A 23,020-nucleotide genomic window follows, 5' to 3' on the forward strand; every position below is an offset into this window, starting at 1 on the left:
ATGATCCGACTTGAAACCATCCTGACCCCCGGCCGTTCCCTCGTGAACGTGCCGGGCGGCAGCAAGAAGCGCGCCCTGGAAAAGGTCGCCACCGTCATCGCCGAACAAGTGCCCGAACTGGAGATGCAAGACGTCTTCGAAAAACTGGTCGCCCGGGAAAAACTCGGTTCGACCGGTTTCGGCAACGGCATCGCCATCCCGCACTGCCGGCTTGAAGGATGTTCCGCTCCGGTCAGCGCCCTGCTGCACCTGGAAGCCCCTATCGACTACGACGCCATCGATGGCGCGCCGGTGGACCTGCTATTCGTCCTGCTGGTGCCTGAAGCCGCCACCGATGCCCATCTGGAATTGCTGCGCCAGATTGCCAGCATGCTCGATCGCAAGGAGGTCCGTGATCGCCTGCGTGCGGCCACCAGCAGCGAGGCCCTGTTCCAGGTTGTCCTGGACGTACAGAACGAGCACTGAACATGCGCCTGATCATCGTCAGCGGCCGGTCCGGCTCCGGCAAGAGCACCGCCCTCGATGTCCTGGAAGACAACGGTTTCTACTGCATTGACAACCTGCCCGCCGGGCTGCTGCCACAGCTGGCGGAAAATGCGCTGATCAATACCGAATTGCTGCAACCCAAGGTCGCCGTGTCGATCGACGCGCGCAACCTGCCCAGCCACCTGACGCGTTTCCCCGAGTTGCTCGAAGAAGCCCGCGCTCGGCATATCCAGTGCGACGTGCTGTACCTGGATGCCGACGAAGACGTACTGCTCAAGCGCTTCTCGGAAACCCGCCGACGCCACCCGCTGACCAACGCCGACCGCTCGCTTGCGGAAGCGATTCGGGTGGAAAGCGAATTGCTGGGGCCGATTGCAGACCTGGCCGACCTGAAGATCGATACCACCAGCCTGAACCTGTACCAACTGCGTGATTCGATCAAGCTGCGCCTGCTCAACCAGCCCGAGCCTGGCACCGCGTTCCTGGTCGAGTCGTTCGGTTTCAAGCGCGGAATGCCGGTCGATGCCGACCTGGTGTTCGATGTGCGCTGCCTGCCCAACCCCTACTGGAAGCCTGAGCTGCGTGAGCACTCCGGCCTCGACCAACCGGTAATCGACTACCTGGCCGCACAGCCGGATGTCGAAGAGATGTTCAACGACATTTCCAGCTACCTGCTCAAGTGGCTGCCCCGCTTCGCCGCCAGCAACCGTGCCTACGTCACCATTGCCATTGGCTGCACCGGCGGCCACCACCGCTCGGTGTACATTACCGAACGCCTTGGCCAGCTGCTGCAGCAATCCCTGAAAAACGTCCAGGTCCGCCACCGCGACCTCTAGCCCAAGGATCCGCCCCACGATGCCCGCCCGTGAAATCACCATCATCAACAAGCTGGGTCTGCATGCCCGGGCGGCAGCCAAGTTCGTCGGCGTTGCCGGCCGCTTCCCCTGCCAGGTCAGGGTTGGCCGTGCGCCGGACAAGCTGGTGGATGGCAAGAGCATCATGGCGGTGATGATGCTGGCGGCCGGCAAAGGCACCCAGGTGCATCTGCATACCGAAGGCGAGCAGGACGTTGATGCCATGGATGCGCTGGTCGAGCTGATCAACAACTTCTTCGACGAAGGCGAATGAAACTCGCTGGCTCATTCGCAAGCGGTACCCGCTCCCACAGAGTCCCCACCAATTCAATGAGTCATGTGCCGCTCCCAAAGCGAAGCCGGTGAACACCCCATCATCCGGCGCAAACCGATGCACAGCCCCAAGATGGCCAGGCCAGGTCCAACCAGGCAAAGCCGCGCGCCAATAGCAATGCAGTGCCTGCCAGTAACAGCAAAGTCCCAAGCATCAGGCGAAACAAGCGAAACAGGCGCACACGGCTGACAGAAATCATCTGGGAGCGCATACCGGGGAGACTCACTTCAGGGTTTCTAGGTAGCGGCGCTCCACTTCCGCCCAGTCAATGACGTTGTAGAAGGCACCGATGTATTCCGGACGACGGTTCTGGTACTTCAGGTAGTAGGCATGCTCCCACACGTCCAGGCCGAGGATTGGCGTGTTGCCGTGCATCAGCGGGCTGTCCTGGTTGCCGCTGCTTTCCACTACCAGGGTTTTCTGCGGGGTCACGCTGAGCCAGGCCCAGCCACTGCCGAAGCGGGTCAGCGCAGCCTTGGTGAAGGCCTCCTTGAAGGCATCGAAGCCGCCCAGTTGGGCGTCGATGGCCTGCGCCAGAGCGCCCTGCGGCTCTCCCCCACCCTGCGGCGACATCACGGTCCAGAACAGGCTGTGGTTGGCGTGCCCGCCGCCATGGTTGGTCACCGCACCACGCAGGTTTTCCGGCAGTTGCCCGACCGCGCCGAGCAGTTTTTCCACCGGCCACCCAGCCCACTCGGTGCCTTCGATGGCGGCGTTGAGGCCATTGACGTAGGTCTGGTGGTGCTTGGTGTGGTGGATTTCCATGGTCTGCGAGTCGATGTGCGGTTCCAGCGCAGCGTAGGCGTAAGGCAGTGCAGGCAAGGTATGAGGCATATCAGTGAATTCCGTAGGCATGGGTTGGGCGATGACCAATGCGGCCACCGCTGGCGCTTGGGCCGTGACTCAGTGTCAGATACCACCGGCGGTGAGCTTCTCCGGGTCCAGCAGCGCTTCCAGCTGGTCACGGGACAGGTCGGTGTGCTCCAGCGCCACGTCGATGATCGGACGGCCCTGCTTGTAGGCGGTCTTGGCGATTTCAGCGGCCTTGAGGTAGCCGATGATCGGGTTCAGCGCCGTGACCAGAATCGGGTTGCGTGCCAGGGCTTCCTTGAGCTTGCTTTCGTTGACCTTGAAGCTGGCGATGGCCTTGTCGGCCAGCAGGCGGCTGACGTGGGCCATCAGCTCGATGCTCTCCAGCAGGTTGCGGGCGATCACCGGCAGCATCACGTTCAGCTCGAAGTTGCCGGACTGGCCGGCGATGGCGATGGTGGCGTCATTGCCGATCACCTGGGCGGCGACCATGGCGGTGGCCTCCGGAATCACCGGGTTGACCTTGCCCGGCATGATCGAAGAGCCCGGCTGCAGGCCTTGCAGCTCGATTTCGCCCAGCCCGGCCAGCGGGCCAGAGTTCATCCAGCGCAGGTCGTTGGCGATTTTCATCAGCGCCACGGCGGCAGTCTTGAGCTGGCCGGACAGGGCCACGGCGGTGTCCTGCGAGCCGATCAGGGCGAACAGGTTCTGCCCGGGGGTGAACTCGACCTGGGTCAGGCCGCTGAGCTGGCGTGCGAAACCGGCAGCGAACTGTGGGTGGGCGTTGATGCCGGTGCCCACGGCGGTGCCACCCTGGGCCAGCGCCTGCAGGCTCGGCAGGGTCGCTTCGATGTGTGCCTTGGCGCCATTGATCTGCGCCGCCCAGCCATCCAGCACCTGGCTCATGCGCACTGGCATGGCGTCCATCAGGTGGGTGCGGCCGGTCTTCACGTACTGATGCACCTGTGCCGACTTGGCCTCGATCACCTGTACCAGGTGCGCCAGGGCTGGCAGCAGTTGCTCGTGCAGGGCCAGGGCGGCGCTGACGTGAATGGTGGTCGGGATGATGTCGTTGCTGCTCTGGCCGCAGTTGACGTGGTCGTTGGCGTTGACGGCTTCACCCAGCACGCGGCTGGCCAGAGTCGCGATCACCTCGTTGGCGTTCATGTTCGAGCTGGTGCCGGAGCCGGTCTGGAACACATCCACCGGGAAATGCTGGATGAAGTCACCCGCCAGTAGTTGCTCGACTGCCGTGACGATGGCCTGGCCCTGCGCGGTCGACAGCTGTTCCAGTTCGACGTTGGCCTTGGCCGCGGCAGCCTTGGCCAGCAGCAGCGCGCGAATGAACTGGGCCGGCATGCGCTGGCCGCTGATCGGGAAGTTGTCGACCGCGCGCTGGGTCTGGGCACCGTACAGGGCCTGGGCCGGCACCTGCAGTTCGCCCATGCTGTCACGCTCGATACGGGTATCACTCATCATCAAATCCTTGCATCAGTTCATCGGGAGAAATCGACGGCAGCAGGCGGCAATTGGCCAACTGCAGGGCGTAGGGCTGCCAGCGCTGGTTCTGGGCCTCGCGGTCGAGGTTGCGCAGGTCCAGCAGCGGGCGCCAGGCCTGGTCCAGGCACAGGCAGCGCCAATGCCAGGGCAGCATGCGGTCGCAGGCGGTATCCAGCAGCAGGCGGAAGGAGGTCAGCGCCACCGTCCATGGCGAGGTCTCGGTGCAGCACACCAGGTAACGGCCTTCAGCCAGGTAATGCTCGATCAAGCGCGGCTCGTCGGGCTCGAGCGCACAGCGGATGCGTCGGCTGAGCCAGCGCCAGTTTTCCAGGTAGGGCAGTTCGCGGAGGACGGGTTTCATGAACATCATCGCCGGGTTACTGGATAATGATATTCATTATTAAGTGATAAACAGAATCACTTCAAGAAAAAGGTGATGAAACAAAAAACCCGGCGTGGGGGCCGGGTCTTCGGTTTCATTGAAAATTCTCTATAGCCTGCACCGGCCTCTTCGCGGGCTTGCCCGCTCCCACAGGGATCGCACAGGTTTCAAGCTTGTGCAGTATCTGTGGGAGCGGGCAAGCCCACGAAGAGGCCGATACAGGTTGTGGATCAGCTACCCGCCACAGTCATCCGCTCGATCAGCACCGACCCGGTGTGAATGTTGCTGCGGGTCTCAAGATCGCTGCCAATCGCGACAATCTGCTGGAACATGTCTTTCATGTTCCCGGCAATGGTCACTTCCTGCACCGCGTGCTGAATCTCGCCATTCTCGACCCAGAACCCTGCCGCGCCACGGGAATAATCCCCCGTCACCATGTTCAGGCCATGCCCCATCAACTCGGTCACCAGCAGCCCGCGGCCCATGCGCCGGATCAGCGCCGCCTGGTCTTCGACACCATGGCTGACGAACAGGTTGTGCACGCCGCCGGCGTTGGCCGTGCTTGGCAAACCCAGCTTGCGCCCGGAATAGGTACCCAGCAGGTACGACACCAGCTCACCCTTGTCGACGAACGGCTTGGCATAGGTAGCCAGGCCATCGCCGTCGAATGCGGCACTGCCCAGTGCCCGCGGAATGTGCGGGCGCTCGTCGAGGGTCAGCCAGGTGGGGAACAGGCGCTGGCCGATGGTCCCCTCCAGGAACGACGACTTGCGATACAGGTTGCCGCCGGAGATGGCCGACAGGAAGCTGCCGAACAGGCCACCGGCCAGCTCGGCCGAGAACAGCACCGGCACCTCGCAGGTCGGTACCGGCCGTGCACCCAGGCGGCTGGCGGCACGCTGGGCAGCGCGCACGCCGATGCTACGCGGGTCTGCCAGCAGGTTGCCTTGCCGGTTCACGTCGTACCAATAGTCCCGCTGCATCTGGCCGTCGCCTTCGGCGATCATCACGCAGCTCAGGCTGTGCCGGGTCGAGGCGTAGCCACCGATGAAACCATGGCTGTTGCCATACACGCGGCAGCCCTGGTGGGTATTGAGGGTGGTGCCGTCGGCATTGAGGATACGCGGGTCGGCGTCGAACGCCGCCGCCTCGCAGGCCAGGGCCATCTCGATGGCCTTCTCCGGCTCGAGGTTCCAGTCGTGGTACAGGTCCAGGTCCGGGATCTCACGGGCCATCAACGCTGCGTCGGCCAGGCCGGAACATTCGTCCTCGGAGGTATGCTTGGCAATCGCCAAGGCCGCGGCGACGGTTTCGCGAATCGCTTCCGGGCCACTGGCCGAGGTGCTGGCCGAGCCTTTGCGCTGGCCCACATAGAGGGTGATGCCAAAGCCCTGGTCGCGGTTGAACTCGACCGTTTCGACCTCTCGCTGGCGTACCGTGGTGGACAGGCCCTGCTCCAGCGACACCGCCACTTCGCAGGCACTGGCCCCCTGGCGGCGCGCTTCGGCGATGATCGCCTCGACCTGCTCCTGCAATGCTGGCAGGTCCTTCGGACCTACGCTCTGGACTGCACTCATGGTTCTCTCCACTCAAATTCTGCGTTCGGCGAGGGTCATTCTACGACCGGGCCGGACAAGCGGCCCCCGACTGGTTATCATGGCGGCGATTTCTAGCGGACTGCCACCATGGTTGATTCAAACGACGACGCCTTCGACGGCGAAAAAAGCAAAACCCAGATCAAGCGCGAGCTGCATGCGCTGGTCGAACTCGGCGAGCGCCTTACCACGCTCAAGGCCGATACCCTGGCTCGCCTGCCGTTGACCGACGAGCTGCGCAAGGCCCTGGCTGAAGCCAGCAAGCACACCGCTCACGGTGCCCGCAAACGCCACATGTCGTTTGTCGGCAAGCTGATGCGCGTGCAGGACCTGGATGCCATCCACGCCTTGCTCGAACAGATGGACAGCTCGACCCGCCAGTACAACGAGCGCTTCCACGGCCTGGAGCGCTGGCGCGACCGGTTGATCGACGGTAACGACGAAGACCTCGAGCGCTTCGTCAGCGAATACCCCGACACCGACCGCCAGCAACTGCGCTCGCTGGTGCGCCATGCCCAGCACGAGAAGGCGCGGAACAAACCGCCTGCCGCCGCGCGCAAGGTGTTCAAGTACATCCGCGACCTCGACGAGCTGCAGCGCGGCTTGCGCTGATCACCCTGGGGCCGCTTTGCGGCCCAATCGCGACACAAGGCCGCTCCCACAGTAAGTGCGCAGCCATTTCTGCATGGCGCAATCCCTGCGGGAGCGGCCTTGCGTCGCGAAAGGACCGCAAAGCGGTCCCAGATGGCCATCACGCCCCTGTACCGCCCACAGTAATCGCATCCAGCTTCAAGGTCGGCTGCCCGACCCCCACCGGCACCGACTGCCCGTCCTTGCCGCAAGTCCCTACCCCGCTGTCCAGCGCCAGGTCGTTACCGACCATCGACACCCGGCTCATCGCTTCCGGGCCATTGCCGATCAGGGTCGCCCCCTTCACCGGCGCGGTAATCTTGCCGTCTTCGATCAGGTAGGCCTCACTGGTCGAGAACACGAACTTGCCGCTGGTGATGTCCACCTGGCCACCGCCGAGATTGGCGCAGTAGATGCCCTTCTTCACCGAAGCGATGATTTCCTGCGGGTCGCTTTCGCCGGCACGCATGTAGGTGTTGGTCATGCGCGGCATCGGCAGGTGCGCGTAGGATTCGCGGCGGCCGTTGCCGGTCACCGCCATGCCCATCAGGCGCGCGTTCAGCTTGTCCTGCATGTAGCCCTTGAGCACGCCGTTCTCGATCAGCGTGGTGCACTCGGTCGGGGTGCCTTCGTCATCCACGCTCAGCGAGCCACGGCGGCCTTCGAGGGTGCCGTCGTCGACGATGGTGCACAGGCTCGATGCCACTTTCTCGCCAATACGACCGCTGAACGCCGAACTGCCCTTGCGGTTGAAGTCACCTTCCAGGCCGTGACCGACAGCCTCGTGCAGCAGCACGCCCGACCAGCCCGAGCCCAGCACCACCGGCAGGGTACCAGCCGGTGCCGGGATCGCCTCCAGGTTCACCAGGGCCTGGCGCAGCGCTTCGCGGGCATAGCCCATGACCCGCTCTTCGGTGAAGAAGCGGTAGTCGGTACGCCCGCCACCGCCCTGCCCGCCACGCTCGCGGCGGCCATTCTGCTCGACGATGACGCTGACGTTGAAGCGCACCAGCGGGCGCACGTCGGCGGCCAGGCTGCCATCGGCCGCAGCGATCAGGATGCGCTCCCAGACCCCGGCCATGCTCACACTGACCTGCTGGATACGCGGGTCCAGGGCACGGGTGGCGGCGTCGACACGCTTGAGCAGCTCGACCTTCTCGGCACGGCTGAGCACATCCAGCGGGTTGTCCGCCGGATAAAGGGCAGTCACGTCCTGGCTGCGGAAGGCCTGTACCTTGCCGTTCTGCCCGGCACGGGAGATCGAACGGGCGGCACGGGCGGCCGAGGTCAGCGCTTCGAGGTTGATTGCGTTGCTGTAGGCAAAGCCGGTCTTTTCACCGGACTGGGCACGCACGCCCACGCCCTGGTCGAGGTTGAAACTGCCCTCTTTGACGATGCCGTCTTCCAGCGCCCAGGTTTCCGAGATCTGGCCCTGGAAATACAGGTCGGCGGCATCGATGCCGGGGCCGGCCAACTCACCCAGCACGCTCTGCAGGCTGTCCAGGGTCAAGCCGCCTGGGGCCAGGAGCTGCTCGCTGACGGTGGATAACATTTGGCTCATAGTCACTCCGAGGTGTGCGCAGGCCGCAACGCGCCCTGCGAGAAAAAGCGCCGGTGCGATACCACCGGCATGCGCGCCCGGATGGACGCTTGTTCGTCAATGTCGCGCTCGGCGAGCAGTACCGCTTCACCTTGCGCCTGTTCCGCGACGATGCGCCCCCAGGGGTCGACGATCGCCGCATGGCCATGGGTTTCCCGTGGCCCCGGGTGAGTGCCGCCCTGTGCCGCAGCCAGCAGGTAGCACTGGGTCTCGATGGCCCGGGCGCGCACCAGCACTTCCCAGTGCGCCGCGCCCGTTACCGCAGTGAAGGCGGCCGGCGCAGTGATCAGTTCCGCACCAGCGGCGCGCAGTGCGCTGTACAGTTCGGGGAAGCGCAGGTCGTAGCACACGCTCAGCCCCAGCCGCCCCACCGGCGTATCAGCCACCACTACCTGGGCGCCGTGGGCATAGTCGTCAGACTCGCGGTAACGGCCACGGTTGTCGGCAACGTCCACATCGAACAGGTGCAGCTTGTCATAGCGTGCCGCTACCTCACCGTGTTCGTCGATCAACAGCGAGCAGGCATGCGCCTTGGCTTCAGGCTGGCCGACCGGTGGCAATGGCAAGGTACCAGCGACAATCCATAACTTGAGGTCGCGGGCGGTACGTTTCAACCATGGCAGGATCGGCCCTTCGCCCAACGCTTCGGCGCGGCCGATGGCAGCGGCGTCCTTGCGGCCCATGGCGGCGAAGTTTTCTGGCAGCACGGCCAGCCGTGCACCGCCAAAGGCGGCCTGCTCCAGCAGGGCACCGGCGCGCTGCAGGTTGGCCAGCACATCGTCCTGGCTGACCATCTGGATTACAGCTGCCTTCATGGGCACTCCTAGCGGGATTTCTCGAAAGGTTTCACAAATGTGATTCTAGGCTCTTTCACCGGACCTTCGACACGGTAGTGCACGCTGGCAAAGCGCGACACACGGTCGCCGATCAGCCGGTCGACCAGGAACAGCGCCCCACCCACGGCCGGCGCGCCGACAATCAAGGCCGCCAGCGGCAGGTTGTTGGTCACTGGCAGGCTCACCTGCAGGTTGGCATCGACCCGGTCGCGTACCAGGTCCAGGGTACCGTCCAGCTCGAAGTTGCTCGACGGGCCAGTCACGGCGATTGGCTCGCGGGTCACATAGACACCGTTACTGGCCACCAGCAAGCCTTTGACCCGGTCGTAGGCCAGGCCCTTGTCGAACAGGTCGGAGAAGTCCAGGCGCAAGCGCCGGCCGATGGAGTTGAAGTTCAACAGGCCGAACACCCGCAGCGCCTGGGCACTGCCTTCGACCTCGACGAACTGGCCGGTGCGCAGCGCTGCGTCCATGCTGCCAGAGAAGCGCTTGAGGCTCACCGAGGCCGGCGAACCCGGCCATCGGCCATCCACATCCAGGCGGAAGTCGCGGCTGGTCACGGTCGGGGCAAAGCCCCAGGCCTTGAGCACATCCGCCAGGTTCTTGCCGTCCAGGCGCCCTTTGTACCAGCTGCTGGTGCTGCCCGGTTCGCCTTCCCAGCCGCCGCCACCATCGATACGCAGGCCTTTGAAGTCGAGGTCGATGTCGCTGGCGGTCACGCCTCGCGCGGTCGGCCGCAGCTTGAGCGACGCACTGCCGTACAGGTCGTCACCGCGATAGAGCTTGTCGATGCTCAGGTCCAGCGCCGGCACCTTGCGCGGGTCGAACGAGGCCAGCGGGTCGGGGCCCTCCTCTGCCTGTGCCTCGGCCTGCTTTTCAGCAGCGCTGGCGGCGGGCAGGCGCAAGGTCTGCATGCGCACGACCATGGGCGCGCCCTTGGCATCCGGCACCCGGGCGTTGCCAATGATTTCCTTGCTGTCGAGGCGCAAATCCCAGGCGGGGCCACCACGGGCCAGGCGCACCACGGCCTGGTTCAGGTCCAGGCCAAAGGCTTTCAGCTGGCCGATGCTCAGGTCGACGCCTTGCAGGTTCTGCCGCGCGCTTCCGCCCGGGTCGTTACCGGCCAGGCGCGCCGCCTGTTCCTGCCAAGGCCCCAGGTCCAGCGCCTCCAGGTGCCCGCGCACTCGCAGGCCCTGGCCGCCAGGTACCTGGGCGTCACCGGCGCCCAGCAGCAACTCGCCACGGCCCTGCCCCAGCTTCTCGGCCGGCGCGGCGTAGGCAAAGCGGGCAAGGTCGGTGTAGGCGACATCGAAGCGCCGCTCCGGCCCCTGCAGGGTCATGCTGAAACGGGTGTCACGGGTATCGGACGCTGCCTTGCCGAACGGGGCTGGCAGGTCGATGGCCAGGCCCTTGAGACTGGAATTGACGCTCAGGCGGTTGTCCCGGCTACCCAGGCTGACCTGCAACTGGTACGGCAGGTCGCCGGAAGCCGGCAAGGCCTGGTTGAACTGCAGCCAGTCGGTCAATGCCTTGAGCGATACCTGGCCGCTGGCGTTGACGCGTGTCTGCATCTGCCCGGGCTGGCCTTCGGCGGTGATTTGCGCCGTTACCGGCTTGCCGAAGGCCTGCAGGCTGATGCCCTTACCGCTCAGGCCCTTGTCCAAATCAAAACTGAAGTCACCCTTCAGGCGGCTCAACTCCAGGCTCGGCGGCGCCACCTTCAACCGTGCATCGTCGGTGGCAAAGTCCACCTGCACTTTCGGCCGCTGCCCGTGGGCCAGCGGAATGTCGAGCTTGACCTTGCCCTTGAGCGGCCCCTCGCCCTCCCAGCCAGCGAAGATCTCGCCAGTGCCTATTGGCGCTTCCTTGAGGACCTTCAGGCCATCGCCCAGGCTGCCGTCGAAGTCGCCATCGAGGTACAGGTGGCTTTGCTGGCCCTGGTCGACATGCGGGATATCGACGCTCACATCACTGACCTTGGTGTCGAGCAGTACGCCACGCTGGGCCTTGATGCGCACACCGCTGTCCTCGATGAACACATCGCCATCCACATGCTGAACCTGCGGCCAGCCCGGCTGGAAGTCCAGGGCCGCATCACGCACCTTGAAGAACAGGCTGATGCTGCGGGCTTCCGGCGCGACGCCATGGTTCAGCGAGCCCTGGTACTGGAAGTAGCCTTCGTCCACCGTGCCTTTGACGATCGCACTGCGCAGCCATTCGTCGAGGGCTGGGCTGAGCACCTCGGGCAGGTACTTGGCGGTGTAGCGGCCATCGCCTTCGGTCAGGCCGACGCGCAGGTCCATGTAGTCCTCGCGACCCTCTTCGAACAACAGGCGAATGAGGAAGTCACCGGCGATCTTGCCCTCCTCGCCGAGCACCTTGAGGTAAGGCGCGACCAGGGTGAAACCTTCCTTGTCCAAGGCCCAGGTCAGGCGCGCATTGGCCTTCTGGTAGTGCCAGGGTTTGGCGAAGATCGGGTACAGATGCAGCATGAACGCATCGGTATCAAGGCGCAGTTCGCCATGGCCAAGGTCACCGCTGATGCTGCCGCTGACGTTACCGGCTGCCGGGGCATTGTGATAGGCATCGAAGCCGACCTTCTCCAGGTTGGCTTCGAACTGCAGGCGCTGGTCACCCTCGGCCTTGGGCCGGGCCTCCAGGCGCACATTGCGCAGCGCGCCGGTCACCTTCAGGCCATCGACCACGGCCATGACCTTGTCCGGCAGCGGCGCCAAGGCATCGATCAGCGGGGTCAACGGTGTGAGGTCGAGGCGGTCGGCCTGCACTTGCCAGCTTTCCGCGGCAGCGTCCTCGCCTGGACGCTGCTGCAATTGCAGGTGCGACTCCCAACGGGTCTTGCCGACATCCATGGCCAGGGAGTCGACCACCACATCGAAGCCTTGCTCCCGGCGCTGGAACCAGGCGCCCAGAGCCAGGTTGTTCAGCTTGGCCGCCTTGCGCCCGGCATAGGCGCCCTGCAGCTCCGGTGCATTGAGGCGTACGACGGCCTGCTGCAACTGCCCCTTGCGCCAGTCGACCCAGAACTCGCCGCCCGCCCGCAAGGCGTCGGCATGCCACTGGCCCAGCAAGCGTGGCGGCAGCCAACGCGCCCAGTCACTCTGTGGCAGGCTCAGGTAGGCTTCGACCTGGCCGTCGCGCCAGGCGTTGGCCGAGGCACGACTGCGCAGGTTCAGCGACAGGGGCTGGCCATCGGGCAGGGTCGCACGCAGGTCCAGGGCATGGCGCGAAGCCCCGGCCTGCAGGCCGACGCTCACATAAGTCAGGGTCAACGGGTCGCGCTGCCAGGGGTGCAGGGTGACCTGGCTGTCGAACACATCGATGCGGCCCAACTGGCGCAGGCGCTGTAACAACTCGGCGGGGTCGAGTGGCGTATCGTCCTTCTTCGGCAGGCCTTCGAGGCTCCAGGCGCCCTGCTCGTTCTCGCGCAGGATCAGTTGCAGGCCGCCCAACTGAATGCGTGCCAGGCGTACCTCGCGGGCGGTGAGGCTGGCCCAGACATCGGGTACCACCTTGACGTCATCCAGGCGCAGGGCCGTGGCCCCCTCGCCCAGTTGCAGGTCGCGCACCCGCAGCACCGGTGCCAGGCCGCTCCAGCGGCCTTCCAGGGCACCGACGTGCACGGGCAGGCCCAAAGCCTGCTCGGCCTTGCTTTCCACATCGGCGCGGTACTCGGCCACCAACGGCACCAGTTCGCGGCCGAGGCTGACATACAGTGCCACCAGTACCGCCAGCAGGGCGCAAACGCCCAGCCCCCAGCGGGTCAAAGCGACAAGAACGCGGGTCAGACGTCCCATGGCCATGGCCCTCCAGGTCGTTTATCCATGATGGCCCGTCGTCCCGGTTTTGCCAGCCCGGGCCACCCGCGGCGCGCTTCAGAAGGACTCAGAGCAGCACCACATCGTATTGTTCCTGCGAATACATCGACTCCACCTGGAAACGAATGGTTCGGCCGATGAAGGCCTCCAGTTCCGCGACGTTACCGGACTCTTCATCCAGCAACCGGTCGACCACCTTCTGGTTGGCCAGCACGCGGTAGCCTTCGGCCTGGTAGGCACGGGCCTCGCGCAGGATCTCGCGGAAGATTTCGTAACAGATGGTCTCGGGGGTTTTAAGCTTGCCACGGCCCTGACAGGCCAGGCAGGGCTCGCACAGCACCTGTTCCAGGCTTTCCCGCGTGCGCTTGCGGGTCATCTGCACCAGGCCCAGCTCGGTGATGCCGATGATATTGGTCTTGGCGTGATCGCGCTCCAGCTGCTTTTCCAGGGTGCGCAGCACCTGGCGCTGGTGCTCCTCGTCTTCCATGTCGATGAAGTCGATGATGATGATGCCGCCGATATTGCGCAGGCGCAGTTGCCGGGCGATGGCAGTGGCGGCCTCGAGGTTGGTCTTGAAGATGGTCTCTTCAAGGTTGCGATGACCGACGAAGGCGCCGGTGTTCACATCGATGGTGGTCATCGCTTCAGCGGGGTCGACCACCAGGTAGCCACCGGACTTCAGCGGTACCTTGCGCTCCAGTGCGCGCTGGATCTCGTCCTCGACGCCGTACAGGTCGAAGATCGGCCGTTCGCCCGGGTAATGCTCGAGGCGGTCAGCGATTTCCGGCATCAGCTCGCCAACGAACTGCGTGGTCTTCTGGAAGGTTTCCCGCGAGTCGATGCGGATCTTCTCGATCTTCGGGTTGACCAGGTCGCGCAAGGTACGCAGGGCCAGGCCCAGGTCCTCGTAGATGACCGTGGGCGCACCGCAGGTCTTGATCTGGGTGCCGATCTGCTCCCACAGGCGGCGCAGGTAGCGAATGTCCTGCAGGATCTCTTCAGCGCGTGCACCTTCAGCGGCGGTACGCAGGATGAAGCCACCGGCGTCCTTGATGTTCTCGCTTTCCATGCAGTCGCTGACCACCTGCTTGAGGCGCTCGCGCTCGGCTTCGTCTTCGATCTTCAGGGAAATGCCGACATGGCTGCTGCGCGGCATGTACACCAGGTAGCGCGACGGGATCGACAGCTGGGTGGTCAGGCGCGCGCCCTTGGTGCCGATCGGGTCCTTGGTCACCTGCACCACCAGGGCCTGGCCCTCGTGCACCAGGGCGGTGATGTTCTCTACCGCCGAGCCTTCGCGCTGGGATATTTCCGAGGCATGGATGAATGCCGCGCGCTCCAGGCCGATGTCGACGAAGGCCGCCTGCATGCCCGGCAGCACTCGCACCACCTTGCCTTTGTAGATATTGCCGACGATGCCCCGGCGCTGGGTGCGCTCGACATGCACTTCCTGCAGCACCCCGTTTTCCACCACCGCCACGCGCGACTCCATCGGGGTGATGTTGATCAGGATCTCTTCACTCATGGCAGGCTCTCGTCAAAGGTCTTGGATAATGATGGATGGCGTATGCAGTGCTGGCTACCGCTGGTTTGTTACCTCTGGCGTATGCGCAGGCGATTGCCAGCAGGCAATGCCGAATTGGCCGAGCAGTTCGGCCGTTTCACTGAGGGGCAAGCCGACCACCGCCGAGTAGCTGCCGGAAAGGCCGGTGACGAACACCGCGCCCAAGCCCTGGATGGCATAGCCGCCGGCCTTGTCCGCGGGCTCGCCGCTGGCCCAGTAGCGTTGCGCTTCCTCGGCGCTGATTGCACGGAAGCGCACCTTGCTGGTGACGCACAGGCTGTGCACGCGCTGGCCATCGCTCAGGGCGACCGCGGTCAATACCTGGTGCTCGCGGCCCGAAAGGTCGGCCAGCATGGCCAGGGCATCTTCGCGGTTTTCCGGTTTGCCGAGAATACGACCATCGAGCACCACGGCAGTGTCTGCACCCAGCACCACAGCCCGATTTTCCAGGGCCGCGGTGTGGCTATTCGCGGGCGCGCCCGCTCCCACAGGGACGGCGCTGCCCTCCAGGCCATCATCGGACCTGTGGGAGCGGGCATGCCCGCGAATGGCCTGCACTGGATGTTCCAGGCTGGCCAGGCCAGCGGCAGCCTTGGCCCGGGCCAGGCGCTCGACGTAGGCCGGGGCGCTTTCATCAGGCAATGGGGTTTCATCGATGGGGGCACTGACGACGCTGAACGGAACACCGATCTGGGCTAGCAGTTCACGACGACGGGGCGAGCCGGAGGCCAGGTATAGCGGGGTCATGCAGACATCTCCCTGTCAGTCGCGGCGGCGCCGTCAGTTGATATGCAAGCGTCGGCGCAGGTCGCGCAGGGCGAAGCTGATCCACGGCCAGAGCAAGGCACTGATCACCGCCGACCAGACCAGCGCCAAGGTGGGCAGGCGGTTGCCGGTCAGCGCGCTGAGCCACAGCTGGATCAGCTGGGCAATGCCGAAAATCACCAGGATCACCAGGCTCTGCTGCCACATGGGGAACATGCGCAGGCGCTGCTGCAAGGACAGCACCAGGAAGGTGATGAGAGTGAGGATCAGCGCGTTCTGCCCCAGCAGGGTGCCGTACAGCACATCCTCGGCCAGGCCCAGCACGAACGCGGTGGTCATGCCGACCTTGTTCGGTACGGCGAGGGTCCAGAACGACACCAGCAAGGCCAGCCACATGGGCCGGAACACTTCCATGAACTGCGGCATGGGCGAGACGCTGAGCAGCAGGCCGATGGCGAAAGTCAGCCAGATGACCCAGCCGTTGTTGCGGCGTGATGCAGCCATCATTGCCTCCGGGTGTGAGCGGGTGCGGCAGGCGCGGCAGCCGGCGTGGCAGGGGCGGCTGCCGGAGCTGCAGGCTGCGCAGCCGGGGCTGCCAGGGTCGCTGGTGTGGCCGCTGGTGTGGCCGGCGTGGCAGGGGCGCTGCCAGCTGGTGCGCCCTGCTCGCCCGTCGTGGCCGGCTGGCCTGCGGCCGAGGTGCCCTTGCGGTCAGCCTCTTCCTGAGCAATGGCGGCATCGGTGGCGCGCTGTTCCGGGCTGCGCCGGTCGCTGAACACCAGCAGCATGTAGCGGCTGCGGTTGAGCGCGGCGGTAGGGATGGCACGAACGATGGCGAACGGCTGGCCGGAATCGTGGATCACTTCGTTGACCGTGGCCACCGGGTAGCCGGCCGGGAACCGTTGCCCCATGCCAGAACTGACCAGCAAGTCGCCTTCCTTGATGTCGGCGGTATCGGCCACATGGCGCAGCTCCAGGCGCTCCGGGTTGCCGGTGCCGCTGGCGATGGCGCGCAGGCCGTTGCGGTTGACCTGCACCGGGATGCTATGGGTGGTATCGGTCAGCAACAGTACCCGCGAGGTGTAGGGCATCAGCTCGACCACCTGGCCCATCAGGCCACGGGCATCGAGCACCGGCTGGCCAAGGAACACGCCATCACGCTCGCCCTTGTTGATCAGGATGCGGTGGGTGAACGGGTTGGGGTCGACACCGATCAGCTCGGCCACTTCGACCTTTTCGTTGACCAGCGCCGAGGAGTTGAGCAGTTCGCGCAGGCGCACGTTCTGCTCGGTCAGGGCCGCCAGCTTCTGCAGGCGCCCCTGCAGCAGCAGGGCTTCGGTCTTGAGCTTTTCGTTCTCGGCGATCAGTTCGGTGCGGCTGCCGAACTGGCCGGCCACACCTTGCCACGCACGCTGCGGCAGGTCGGTGATCCAGTACGACTCCATGAGTACCAGGCCCATCTGGCTGCGCACTGGTTTGAGCACGTCGAAGCGCGCGTCGACAACCATCAACGCGACCGACATCACCACCAGGACGAGCAGGCGAACGCCCAGCGAAGGGCCCTTGGAGAAAAGCGGTTTAATGGGCCGTTCCTCGTGGACGACTCAGGAGGTCATTGGACATGGGACAACGCACCAGCCTGGTTGCGGGTTGATGGATACGGCGCCCCGAACGGGCGCCAGCCCAGCACATACAGGTAGCACTGTGCGTACTACCTGTAAACCGGGGCTCGTGAACAGCGAGCGGAATCACTCGCTGGAGAGCAGGTCCATCGCGTGCTTGTCCATCATCTCCAGGGCGCGACCACCGCCACGGGCGACACAGGTCAGCGGGTCTTCGGCGACGATCACCGGCAGGCCGGTTTCCTGGGCCAACAGCTTGTCCAGGTCACGCAGCAGGGCGCCACCACCGGTCAGCACCAGGCCACGCTCGGCGATGTCCGAAGCCAGCTCGGGCGGCGATTGCTCCAGGGCACTCTTGACCGCCTGGACGATGGTCGCCAGGGACTCCTGCAGCGCTTCGAGCACTTCGTTGGAGTTCAGGGTGAAGGCACGCGGTACGCCCTCGGCCAGGTTGCGGCCGCGCACGTCGACTTCGCGTACTTCGCCGCCCGGGTAGGCGGTACCGATTTCCTGCTTGATGCGCTCGGCGGTGGACTCGCCGATCAGGCTGCCGTAGTTGCGGCGCACGTAGGTGACAATGGCTTCATCGAAGCGGTCGCCGCCAACGCGGACGGATTCGGCATAGACCACGCCGTTCAGGGAGATGAGCGCGATTTCAGTGGTACCACCACCGATATCGACGACCATCGAACCGCGGGCTTCTTCGACCGGCAGGCCGGCACCGATGGCGGCGGCCATCGGCTCTTCGATCAGGAACACTTCACGTGCACCGGCACCCAGCGCCGATTCGCGAATGGCGCGGCGCTCTACCTGGGTCGACTTGCACGGCACGCAGATCAGCACGCGCGGGCTCGGCTGCAGGAAGCTGTTCTCGTGAACCTTGTTGATAAAATATTGCAACATTTTTTCGCAAACGCTGAAGTCGGCGATGACGCCGTCCTTCATCGGACGAATGGCAGCAATGTTGCCAGGCGTACGGCCCAGCATGCGCTTGGCTTCGGTACCGACGGCGACGACGCTTTTCTGGTTGCCATGGGTACGGATGGCAACAACCGAGGGCTCATTCAGGACGATACCGCGCTCACGCACGTAAATAAGGGTGTTGGCAGTACCCAGGTCGATGGACAGATCGCTGGAAAACATGCCACGCAGTTTCTTGAACATGGGAAAGTGACCCTGGGGAAAGCGTGGGTAAAAAAGTGCGGCAAACTCTAACAATGGCAGGGATTTTGGGCAAGGAGCCAATATGTTAAATTGGCTGTTTTTCCGAGCACGCCAGCAGAATTTCGCGGCCGTTAGACCGCCAGAAAGCTGACATGTTCCTCACTGCGGACCCAAATTCCGGTCTTTGTTTCCCCTGGAGATCCCCATGGCGCTTGAACGCTGCGACGTGGAAAAGATCGCCCATCTGGCCCGTCTGGGCCTGAATGATGGCGAACTGCCACGCATTACTGACGCACTGAACAGCATTCTCGGGCTGGTCGACCAGATGCAAGCGGTCGACACTACCGGCATCGAGCCACTGGCCCACCCCCTGGAGGCCAGCCAGCGCCTGCGTCCCGACCAGGTCACCGAAAGCAACCAGCGCGACGCCTACCAGGCCATCGCGCCGTCGACCGAAAGCGGTCTGTACCTGGTTCCCAAAGTCATCGAGTAAGGGATAGAGCCTGCCATGCATCAATTGACCCTGGCCGAGATCGCCCGCGGACTCGCCGACAAGTCGTTTTCCTCCGAAGAGCTGACCGGCGCCCTGCTGGCGCGCATCAAGCAGCTCGACCCGCAGATCAACAGCTTCATCAGCGTCACCGAAGACCTGGCCCTGGGCCAGGCGCGTGCCGCCGACGCCCGTCGCGCCGCCGGCGAAACCGGCGCGCTGCTGGGTGCCCCGATCGCCCACAAGGACCTGTTCTGCACCAACGGCGTACGCACCAGCTGCGGCTCGAAGATGCTCGACAACTTCAAGGCGCCGTATGACGCCACCGTGGTTGCCAAGCTGGCCGAAGCCGGCATGGTCACCCTGGGCAAGACCAACATGGACGAATTCGCCATGGGTTCGGCCAACGAATCCAGCCACTACGGCGCGGTGAAGAACCCATGGAACCTCGAGCACGTCCCGGGCGGCTCGTCGGGCGGTTCGGCCGCGGCAGTGGCTGCGCGCCTGCTGCCAGCCACCACCGGCACCGACACCGGCGGCTCGATCCGCCAACCGGCGGCACTGACCAACCTCACCGGCCTCAAGCCGACCTACGGCCGCGTGTCGCGCTGGGGCATGATCGCCTACGCCTCCAGCCTCGACCAGGGTGGCCCGCTGGCCCGTACCGCCGAAGACTGCGCCCTGCTGCTGCAAGGCATGGCTGGTTTCGACGCCAAGGACTCCACCAGCATCGAAGAGCCGGTGCCGGACTACAGCGCCAACCTGAATGCTTCGCTGCAGGGCCTGCGCATCGGCCTGCCGAAGGAGTACTTCGGTGCCGGCCTCGACCCACGCATCGCCGACCTGGTCCAGGCCAGCGTCAAGGAACTGGAAAAGCTCGGCGCGGTGGTCAAGGAAATCAGCCTGCCGAACATGCAGCACGCCATCCCGGCCTACTACGTGATCGCCCCCGCTGAGGCCTCGTCCAACCTGTCGCGTTTCGACGGCGTGCGCTTCGGCTACCGCTGCGAAAACCCGAAAGACCTCACCGACCTGTACAAGCGTTCGCGTGGCGAAGGCTTCGGTGTCGAAGTGCAGCGCCGCATCATGGTCGGCACCTACGCCCTGTCGGCCGGCTACTACGACGCCTACTACGTGAAGGCGCAGCAGATCCGCCGCCTGATCAAGAACGACTTCATGGCTGCCTTCAACGACGTCGACCTGATCCTCGGCCCGACCACGCCAAACCCGGCCTGGAAACTCGGCGCCAAGAGCAGCGATCCGGTCGCCGCCTACCTTGAAGACGTCTACACCATCACCGCCAACCTGGCGGGCCTGCCGGGCTTGTCGATGCCGGCCGGCTTCGTCGATGGCCTGCCAGTCGGCGTGCAGCTGCTGGCGCCATACTTCCAGGAAGGCCGCCTGCTCAACGTCGCGCACCGCTACCAGCAAGTGACCGACTGGCACACCCGCGCCCCCAACGGCTTCTGAGGAATTCACACATGCAATGGGAAGTTGTGATCGGGCTGGAAATCCACACTCAGCTCGCCACCCAGTCGAAGATCTTCTCCGGCAGCGCCACCACCTTCGGTTCCGAACCGAACACCCAGGCCAGCCTGGTTGACCTGGGCATGCCTGGCGTACTGCCGGTGCTGAACCAGGAAGCCGTGCGCATGGCGTGCATGTTCGGCCTGGCCATCGATGCCGAGATCGGCAAGCGCAACGTGTTCGCGCGCAAGAACTACTTCTACCCGGACCTGCCCAAGGGCTATCAGATCAGCCAGATGGACCTGCCGATCGTCGGCAAGGGCCACCTGGACATCGCCCTGGAAAACGGCACCATCAAGCGCATCGGGGTAACCCGCGCGCACCTGGAAGAAGACGCCGGCAAGAGCCTGCACGAAGACTTCAGCGGCTCCACCGGCATCGACCTTAACCGTGCCGGCACCCCGCTGCTGGAAATCGTCTCCGAGCCTGACATGCGCAGCGCCAAGGAAGCCGTGGCCTACGTCAAGGCGATCCACGCGCTGGTGCGTTACCTGGGCATCTGTGACGGCAACATGGCCGAAGGCTCGCTGCGTTGCGACTGCAACGTGTCGATCCGCCCGAAAGGCCAGGCCGAGTTCGGCACCCGCTGCGAGATCAAGAACGTCAACTCGTTCCGCTTCATCGAGCGCGCGATCAACAGCGAGATCCAGCGCCAGATCGACCTGATCGAGGACGGCGGCAAGGTGGTACAGGAAACCCGCCTGTACGACCCGAACAAGGACGAGACCCGCTCCATGCGCAGCAAGGAGGAAGCCAACGACTACCGTTACTTCCCCGACCCGGACCTGCTGCCGGTGGTGATCGAGGACAGCTTCCTCGAAACCGTCCGCGCCGGCTTGCCGGAACTGCCGACGCAGAAGGTCGAGCGCTTCCAGAACCAGTACGGCCTGTCGGCCTACGACGCCAACGTGCTGGCTTCCAGCCGCGAACAGGCGGACTACTTCGAGGAAGTGGTGAAGATCGGTGGCGATGCCAAGCTGGCAGCCAACTGGGTCATGGTCGAGCTGGGCAGCCTGCTGAACAAGCTGGGCATCGAGATCGACCAGGCGCCGGTCAGCGCCGCACAGCTGGGCGGCATGCTGCTGCGTATCCGCGACAACACCATCAGCGGCAAGATCGCCAAGACTGTGTTCGAGGCCATGGCCGCTGGTGAAGGCGATGCCGACAGCATCATCGAAAGCAAAGGCCTGAAGCAGGTCACCGATACCGGTGCGATCGACAAGATGCTCGACGAAGTGCTGGCGGCCAACGCCGAGCAGGTCGAACAGTACCGCGCAGCCGACGAGGCCAAGCGCGGCAAGATGTTCGGCTTCTTCGTCGGCCAGGCGATGAAAGCCTCCAAAGGCAAGGCCAACCCGGGGCAAGTGAACCAATTGCTCAAGGCCAAGCTCGAAGGGTGATTTGAATATGCTGCGAGGGCTTTGCCCTCGTTCGCGGGCTTGCCCGCTCCCACAGGTACTGCGCCGCTTTCACAGGCGGTGATATACCTGTGGGAGCGGGCAAGCCCGCGAATGGCTGCACTGGAGACCTCCTGACTTGCTAAAGCGATCCCTGAGCACCCTCGCCCTCTTCTCCTTGCTGGCCGGCTGTGCCAGCCAGGACATCGACGTCGACCCCGACGGTTACGACAAGACCGGCACCGCTTCCTATTACGGCGCGCGCCACCACGGCAAACGCACCGCCAGCGGCGAACCGTTCAACCAGCATGGCCTCACCGCCGCCCACCGCAGCCTGCCCTTCGGCACCCGGGTACGGGTTACCAACCTGGCCAACCAGCGCAGCGTCGTGGTGCGCATCAACGACCGTGGCCCACATACCCGCGGCCGCCTGATCGATCTTTCACGTGCCGCCGCAGAAAAAATCGGCATGATCCGTAGCGGAACCGCGCGCGTGCGAGTACAAGGGCTTAGCGACTGACGCGACAGGAGTCCGACCATTTTCGACCTGGCTACCCTTCCGACCTCCAGCCTCCTGCAACTGGGCATCGCCCTGCTGTTGCTGGTCGGCGGTGCCGAACTGCTGGTACGCGCAGCCCTGCGCCTGGCCCAGCGCCTGCACGTACGCCCGCTGATCATCGGCCTGAGCCTGGTGGCCTTCGGCAGCACTGCCCCGCAACTGACCGTGAGCCTGCAGGCCGCCTACCAGGGCGCGCCGGATGTGGCGGTGGGCAGCGTGATCGGCAGCAACATCTTCAACGTACTGGTCATTCTCGGCCTGGCCGCACTGATCATCCCGCTGCGTGTGTCGCGGCAACTGGTGCGCCTGGACATTCCACTGATGATCATCGCCAGCGGCCTGGTCTACGCGTTATCCGCCAACGGCCACCTGGGCCGGGTCGAAGGGGTGTTGCTGCTGACCGGCCTGGTCGGCTACCTGGCAATGCTTTGGCACCAGTCGCGCCACTACGCCCGCACGTACCCCGCACCGGCCACCGTCACCAGCAGCACCGGGCGCTTCTGGTCGGGCACGCTGCTGCAGGTGCTGGCCGGCCTGGGCCTGCTGAGCCTGGCGGGTCACTTGTTGCTGGAAGCCGCCGTGGAGGTGGCCACCGACCTGGGGCTGTCCGAGCGCATCATCGGCCTGACCGTCGTTGCCATCTGCACTTCCCTGCCGGAACTGGCCGCTGCGCTGATCGCCGCCCTGCGCGGTGAACGGGAAATCGCCGTGGGCACGGTGATAGGCAGCAACCTGTTCAACCTGCTGGCGGTGCTGGGCCTGACAGCACTGGTCACTCCCGAGCCGCTGTCGATCTCGCCCAACGCCTTGGCTTTCGACCTGCCAGTAATGCTGGGTGTTGCTGCGCTGAGCCTGCCGGTGTTCTATTCCGGTTACCGTATCACCCGCGCCGAAGGCCTGGTGTTCCTCTGCCTGTACCTGGCCTATGGGCTGCACGTGGCGGCGTTCACCATGGGCATGCCACTGGCCGGCCGCCTGGAGCGGTTGATGCTGTTCTACGTACTGCCGGTGCTCGCCATGGTGTTGCTGTACACCACCGTACGAGCCTGGCGTCGCCAACACTAAGGAAAAC

21 protein-coding genes are annotated in these 23,020 nt (G+C 64.7%); 9 read left to right on the forward strand and 12 right to left on the reverse strand.

The genetic code is table 11. The annotated features are described in order from the left end of the window. The 3 genes from ptsN to B2790_RS24590 are packed head-to-tail and all read left to right on the forward strand — an operon-like array spanning position 1 to position 1,614. The gene (ptsN, locus tag B2790_RS24580; protein ID WP_015269060.1) at positions 1–465 is read left to right on the forward strand and encodes a PTS IIA-like nitrogen regulatory protein PtsN; all 465 of its coding nucleotides are present in this window, start codon (positions 1–3) and stop codon (positions 463–465) included. 2 nt (positions 466–467) lie between these two features. After that, positions 468–1,322, forward strand: a complete 855-nt coding sequence (gene rapZ / locus B2790_RS24585; protein WP_025337823.1) for an RNase adapter RapZ — start codon at positions 468–470, stop codon at positions 1,320–1,322. A gap of 19 nt (positions 1,323–1,341) precedes the next feature. Then, entirely contained in the window at positions 1,342–1,614 is a 273-nt protein-coding gene (locus B2790_RS24590) for an HPr family phosphocarrier protein (RefSeq protein WP_023660775.1), read from the forward strand. 282 nt (positions 1,615–1,896) lie between these two features. Here B2790_RS24590 and B2790_RS24595 read toward each other — a convergent pair whose 3' ends face one another. The 4 genes from B2790_RS24595 to pmbA all read right to left on the reverse strand — a co-directional run bounded on the left by B2790_RS24595 (position 1,897) and on the right by pmbA (position 5,943). After that, a complete protein-coding gene (locus B2790_RS24595; RefSeq protein WP_286919979.1) occupies positions 1,897–2,508 on the reverse strand; it encodes a superoxide dismutase in 612 nt (203 codons plus the stop codon). A 75-nt stretch (positions 2,509–2,583) separates the two neighbouring features. Beyond that, entirely contained in the window at positions 2,584–3,960 is a 1,377-nt protein-coding gene (locus B2790_RS24600) for a class II fumarate hydratase (RefSeq protein ID WP_286919980.1), read from the reverse strand. Then, entirely contained in the window at positions 3,953–4,354 is a 402-nt protein-coding gene (locus B2790_RS24605; protein WP_025337819.1) for a hypothetical protein, read from the reverse strand. The genes B2790_RS24600 and B2790_RS24605 overlap by 8 nt, the downstream gene beginning before the upstream one ends. Before the next feature lie 242 nt (positions 4,355–4,596). Continuing rightward, positions 4,597–5,943 (reverse strand): metalloprotease PmbA, encoded by a 1,347-nt coding sequence (gene pmbA, locus B2790_RS24610; protein ID WP_025337818.1) that lies wholly within the window; start codon positions 5,941–5,943, stop codon positions 4,597–4,599. A 108-nt stretch (positions 5,944–6,051) separates the two neighbouring features. On the opposite strand from pmbA, the gene yjgA reads away from it, so the two are divergent. Then, positions 6,052–6,573, forward strand: a complete 522-nt coding sequence (yjgA, locus tag B2790_RS24615; RefSeq protein WP_025337817.1) for a ribosome biogenesis factor YjgA — start codon at positions 6,052–6,054, stop codon at positions 6,571–6,573. Positions 6,574–6,712: 139 nt separating this feature from the next. On the opposite strand, the gene tldD is transcribed toward yjgA, so the two are convergent. From tldD to mreB, 8 genes are all read right to left on the reverse strand, one after another. Beyond that, on the reverse strand, positions 6,713–8,152 hold the full coding sequence (tldD, locus tag B2790_RS24620; RefSeq protein ID WP_024086333.1) for a metalloprotease TldD: 1,440 nt from the start codon (positions 8,150–8,152) through the stop codon (positions 6,713–6,715). A gap of 2 nt (positions 8,153–8,154) precedes the next feature. Next, positions 8,155–9,006, reverse strand: coding sequence for a carbon-nitrogen hydrolase family protein (locus B2790_RS24625; RefSeq protein WP_075043863.1), 852 nt, complete (start codon positions 9,004–9,006; stop codon positions 8,155–8,157). A gap of 8 nt (positions 9,007–9,014) precedes the next feature. Then, positions 9,015–12,848 carry a YhdP family protein gene (locus tag B2790_RS24630; protein WP_286919981.1) on the reverse strand — a complete coding sequence of 1,278 codons (3,834 nt, stop codon included), beginning with the start codon at positions 12,846–12,848 and terminating at the stop codon, positions 9,015–9,017. A gap of 82 nt (positions 12,849–12,930) precedes the next feature. Continuing rightward, a complete protein-coding gene (rng, locus tag B2790_RS24635; RefSeq protein ID WP_013971067.1) occupies positions 12,931–14,388 on the reverse strand; it encodes a ribonuclease G in 1,458 nt (485 codons plus the stop codon). A gap of 54 nt (positions 14,389–14,442) precedes the next feature. Beyond that, the gene (locus B2790_RS24640) at positions 14,443–15,174 is read right to left on the reverse strand and encodes a Maf family protein (RefSeq protein ID WP_075043861.1); all 732 of its coding nucleotides are present in this window, start codon (positions 15,172–15,174) and stop codon (positions 14,443–14,445) included. Between the two features lie 33 nt (positions 15,175–15,207). After that, positions 15,208–15,696 (reverse strand): rod shape-determining protein MreD, encoded by a 489-nt coding sequence (gene mreD / locus B2790_RS24645; RefSeq protein WP_015269051.1) that lies wholly within the window; start codon positions 15,694–15,696, stop codon positions 15,208–15,210. Next, positions 15,696–16,712 (reverse strand): rod shape-determining protein MreC, encoded by a 1,017-nt coding sequence (gene mreC / locus B2790_RS24650; RefSeq protein ID WP_414708605.1) that lies wholly within the window; start codon positions 16,710–16,712, stop codon positions 15,696–15,698. Before mreC ends, mreD begins: the two co-directional genes overlap by 1 nt. 225 nt (positions 16,713–16,937) lie before the next feature. Beyond that, positions 16,938–17,975, reverse strand: a complete 1,038-nt coding sequence (mreB, locus tag B2790_RS24655; RefSeq protein WP_003255163.1) for a rod shape-determining protein MreB — start codon at positions 17,973–17,975, stop codon at positions 16,938–16,940. 205 nt (positions 17,976–18,180) lie between these two features. Between mreB and gatC the strand changes: the two genes are divergently transcribed. The 5 genes from gatC (at position 18,181) to B2790_RS24680 (ending at position 23,013) form a co-directional block, all read left to right on the forward strand. After that, positions 18,181–18,468 carry an Asp-tRNA(Asn)/Glu-tRNA(Gln) amidotransferase subunit GatC gene (gene gatC / locus B2790_RS24660; protein WP_003255165.1) on the forward strand — a complete coding sequence of 96 codons (288 nt, stop codon included), beginning with the start codon at positions 18,181–18,183 and terminating at the stop codon, positions 18,466–18,468. A gap of 15 nt (positions 18,469–18,483) precedes the next feature. Continuing rightward, entirely contained in the window at positions 18,484–19,935 is a 1,452-nt protein-coding gene (gene gatA / locus B2790_RS24665; RefSeq protein ID WP_024086328.1) for an Asp-tRNA(Asn)/Glu-tRNA(Gln) amidotransferase subunit GatA, read from the forward strand. Positions 19,936–19,946: 11 nt separating this feature from the next. Next, on the forward strand, positions 19,947–21,392 hold the full coding sequence (gene gatB / locus B2790_RS24670; RefSeq protein ID WP_286919982.1) for an Asp-tRNA(Asn)/Glu-tRNA(Gln) amidotransferase subunit GatB: 1,446 nt from the start codon (positions 19,947–19,949) through the stop codon (positions 21,390–21,392). 136 nt (positions 21,393–21,528) lie between these two features. After that, a complete protein-coding gene (locus tag B2790_RS24675) occupies positions 21,529–21,909 on the forward strand; it encodes a septal ring lytic transglycosylase RlpA family protein (RefSeq protein ID WP_025337810.1) in 381 nt (126 codons plus the stop codon). A 60-nt stretch (positions 21,910–21,969) separates the two neighbouring features. Continuing rightward, on the forward strand, positions 21,970–23,013 hold the full coding sequence (locus B2790_RS24680; protein ID WP_286920002.1) for a calcium/sodium antiporter: 1,044 nt from the start codon (positions 21,970–21,972) through the stop codon (positions 23,011–23,013). Positions 23,014–23,020 lie beyond the last annotated feature (7 nt).

This window comes from Pseudomonas sp. UBA6753, from assembly GCF_002453565.1.
Taxonomy (GTDB): Bacteria; Pseudomonadota; Gammaproteobacteria; order Pseudomonadales; family Pseudomonadaceae; genus Aquipseudomonas; species Aquipseudomonas putida_Z.

What these genes read in the sequence shown, in the direction of transcription:
- mreC (WP_414708605.1), bottom strand. Translation starts at nt 16,712, where the DNA reads ATGTCGGTCGCGTTGATGGTTGTCGACGCGCGCTTCGACGTGCTCAAA.
- mreB (WP_003255163.1), bottom strand. Translation starts at nt 17,975, where the DNA reads ATGTTCAAGAAACTGCGTGGCATGTTTTCCAGCGATCTGTCCATCGAC.
- yjgA (WP_025337817.1), top strand. Translation starts at nt 6,052, where the DNA reads ATGGTTGATTCAAACGACGACGCCTTCGACGGCGAAAAAAGCAAAACC.
- mreD (WP_015269051.1), bottom strand. Translation starts at nt 15,696, where the DNA reads ATGGCTGCATCACGCCGCAACAACGGCTGGGTCATCTGGCTGACTTTC.
- B2790_RS24590 (WP_023660775.1), top strand. Translation starts at nt 1,342, where the DNA reads ATGCCCGCCCGTGAAATCACCATCATCAACAAGCTGGGTCTGCATGCC.
- rapZ (WP_025337823.1), top strand. Translation starts at nt 468, where the DNA reads ATGCGCCTGATCATCGTCAGCGGCCGGTCCGGCTCCGGCAAGAGCACC.
- B2790_RS24600 (WP_286919980.1), bottom strand. Translation starts at nt 3,960, where the DNA reads ATGAGTGATACCCGTATCGAGCGTGACAGCATGGGCGAACTGCAGGTG.
- B2790_RS24595 (WP_286919979.1), bottom strand. Translation starts at nt 2,508, where the DNA reads ATGCCTCATACCTTGCCTGCACTGCCTTACGCCTACGCTGCGCTGGAA.
- tldD (WP_024086333.1), bottom strand. Translation starts at nt 8,152, where the DNA reads ATGAGCCAAATGTTATCCACCGTCAGCGAGCAGCTCCTGGCCCCAGGC.
- gatC (WP_003255165.1), top strand. Translation starts at nt 18,181, where the DNA reads ATGGCGCTTGAACGCTGCGACGTGGAAAAGATCGCCCATCTGGCCCGT.
- ptsN (WP_015269060.1), top strand. Translation starts at nt 1, where the DNA reads ATGATCCGACTTGAAACCATCCTGACCCCCGGCCGTTCCCTCGTGAAC.
- gatA (WP_024086328.1), top strand. Translation starts at nt 18,484, where the DNA reads ATGCATCAATTGACCCTGGCCGAGATCGCCCGCGGACTCGCCGACAAG.
- B2790_RS24605 (WP_025337819.1), bottom strand. Translation starts at nt 4,354, where the DNA reads ATGATGTTCATGAAACCCGTCCTCCGCGAACTGCCCTACCTGGAAAAC.
- pmbA (WP_025337818.1), bottom strand. Translation starts at nt 5,943, where the DNA reads ATGAGTGCAGTCCAGAGCGTAGGTCCGAAGGACCTGCCAGCATTGCAG.
- B2790_RS24640 (WP_075043861.1), bottom strand. Translation starts at nt 15,174, where the DNA reads ATGACCCCGCTATACCTGGCCTCCGGCTCGCCCCGTCGTCGTGAACTG.
- gatB (WP_286919982.1), top strand. Translation starts at nt 19,947, where the DNA reads ATGCAATGGGAAGTTGTGATCGGGCTGGAAATCCACACTCAGCTCGCC.
- B2790_RS24625 (WP_075043863.1), bottom strand. Translation starts at nt 9,006, where the DNA reads ATGAAGGCAGCTGTAATCCAGATGGTCAGCCAGGACGATGTGCTGGCC.
- B2790_RS24630 (WP_286919981.1), bottom strand. Translation starts at nt 12,848, where the DNA reads ATGGCCATGGGACGTCTGACCCGCGTTCTTGTCGCTTTGACCCGCTGG.
- rng (WP_013971067.1), bottom strand. Translation starts at nt 14,388, where the DNA reads ATGAGTGAAGAGATCCTGATCAACATCACCCCGATGGAGTCGCGCGTG.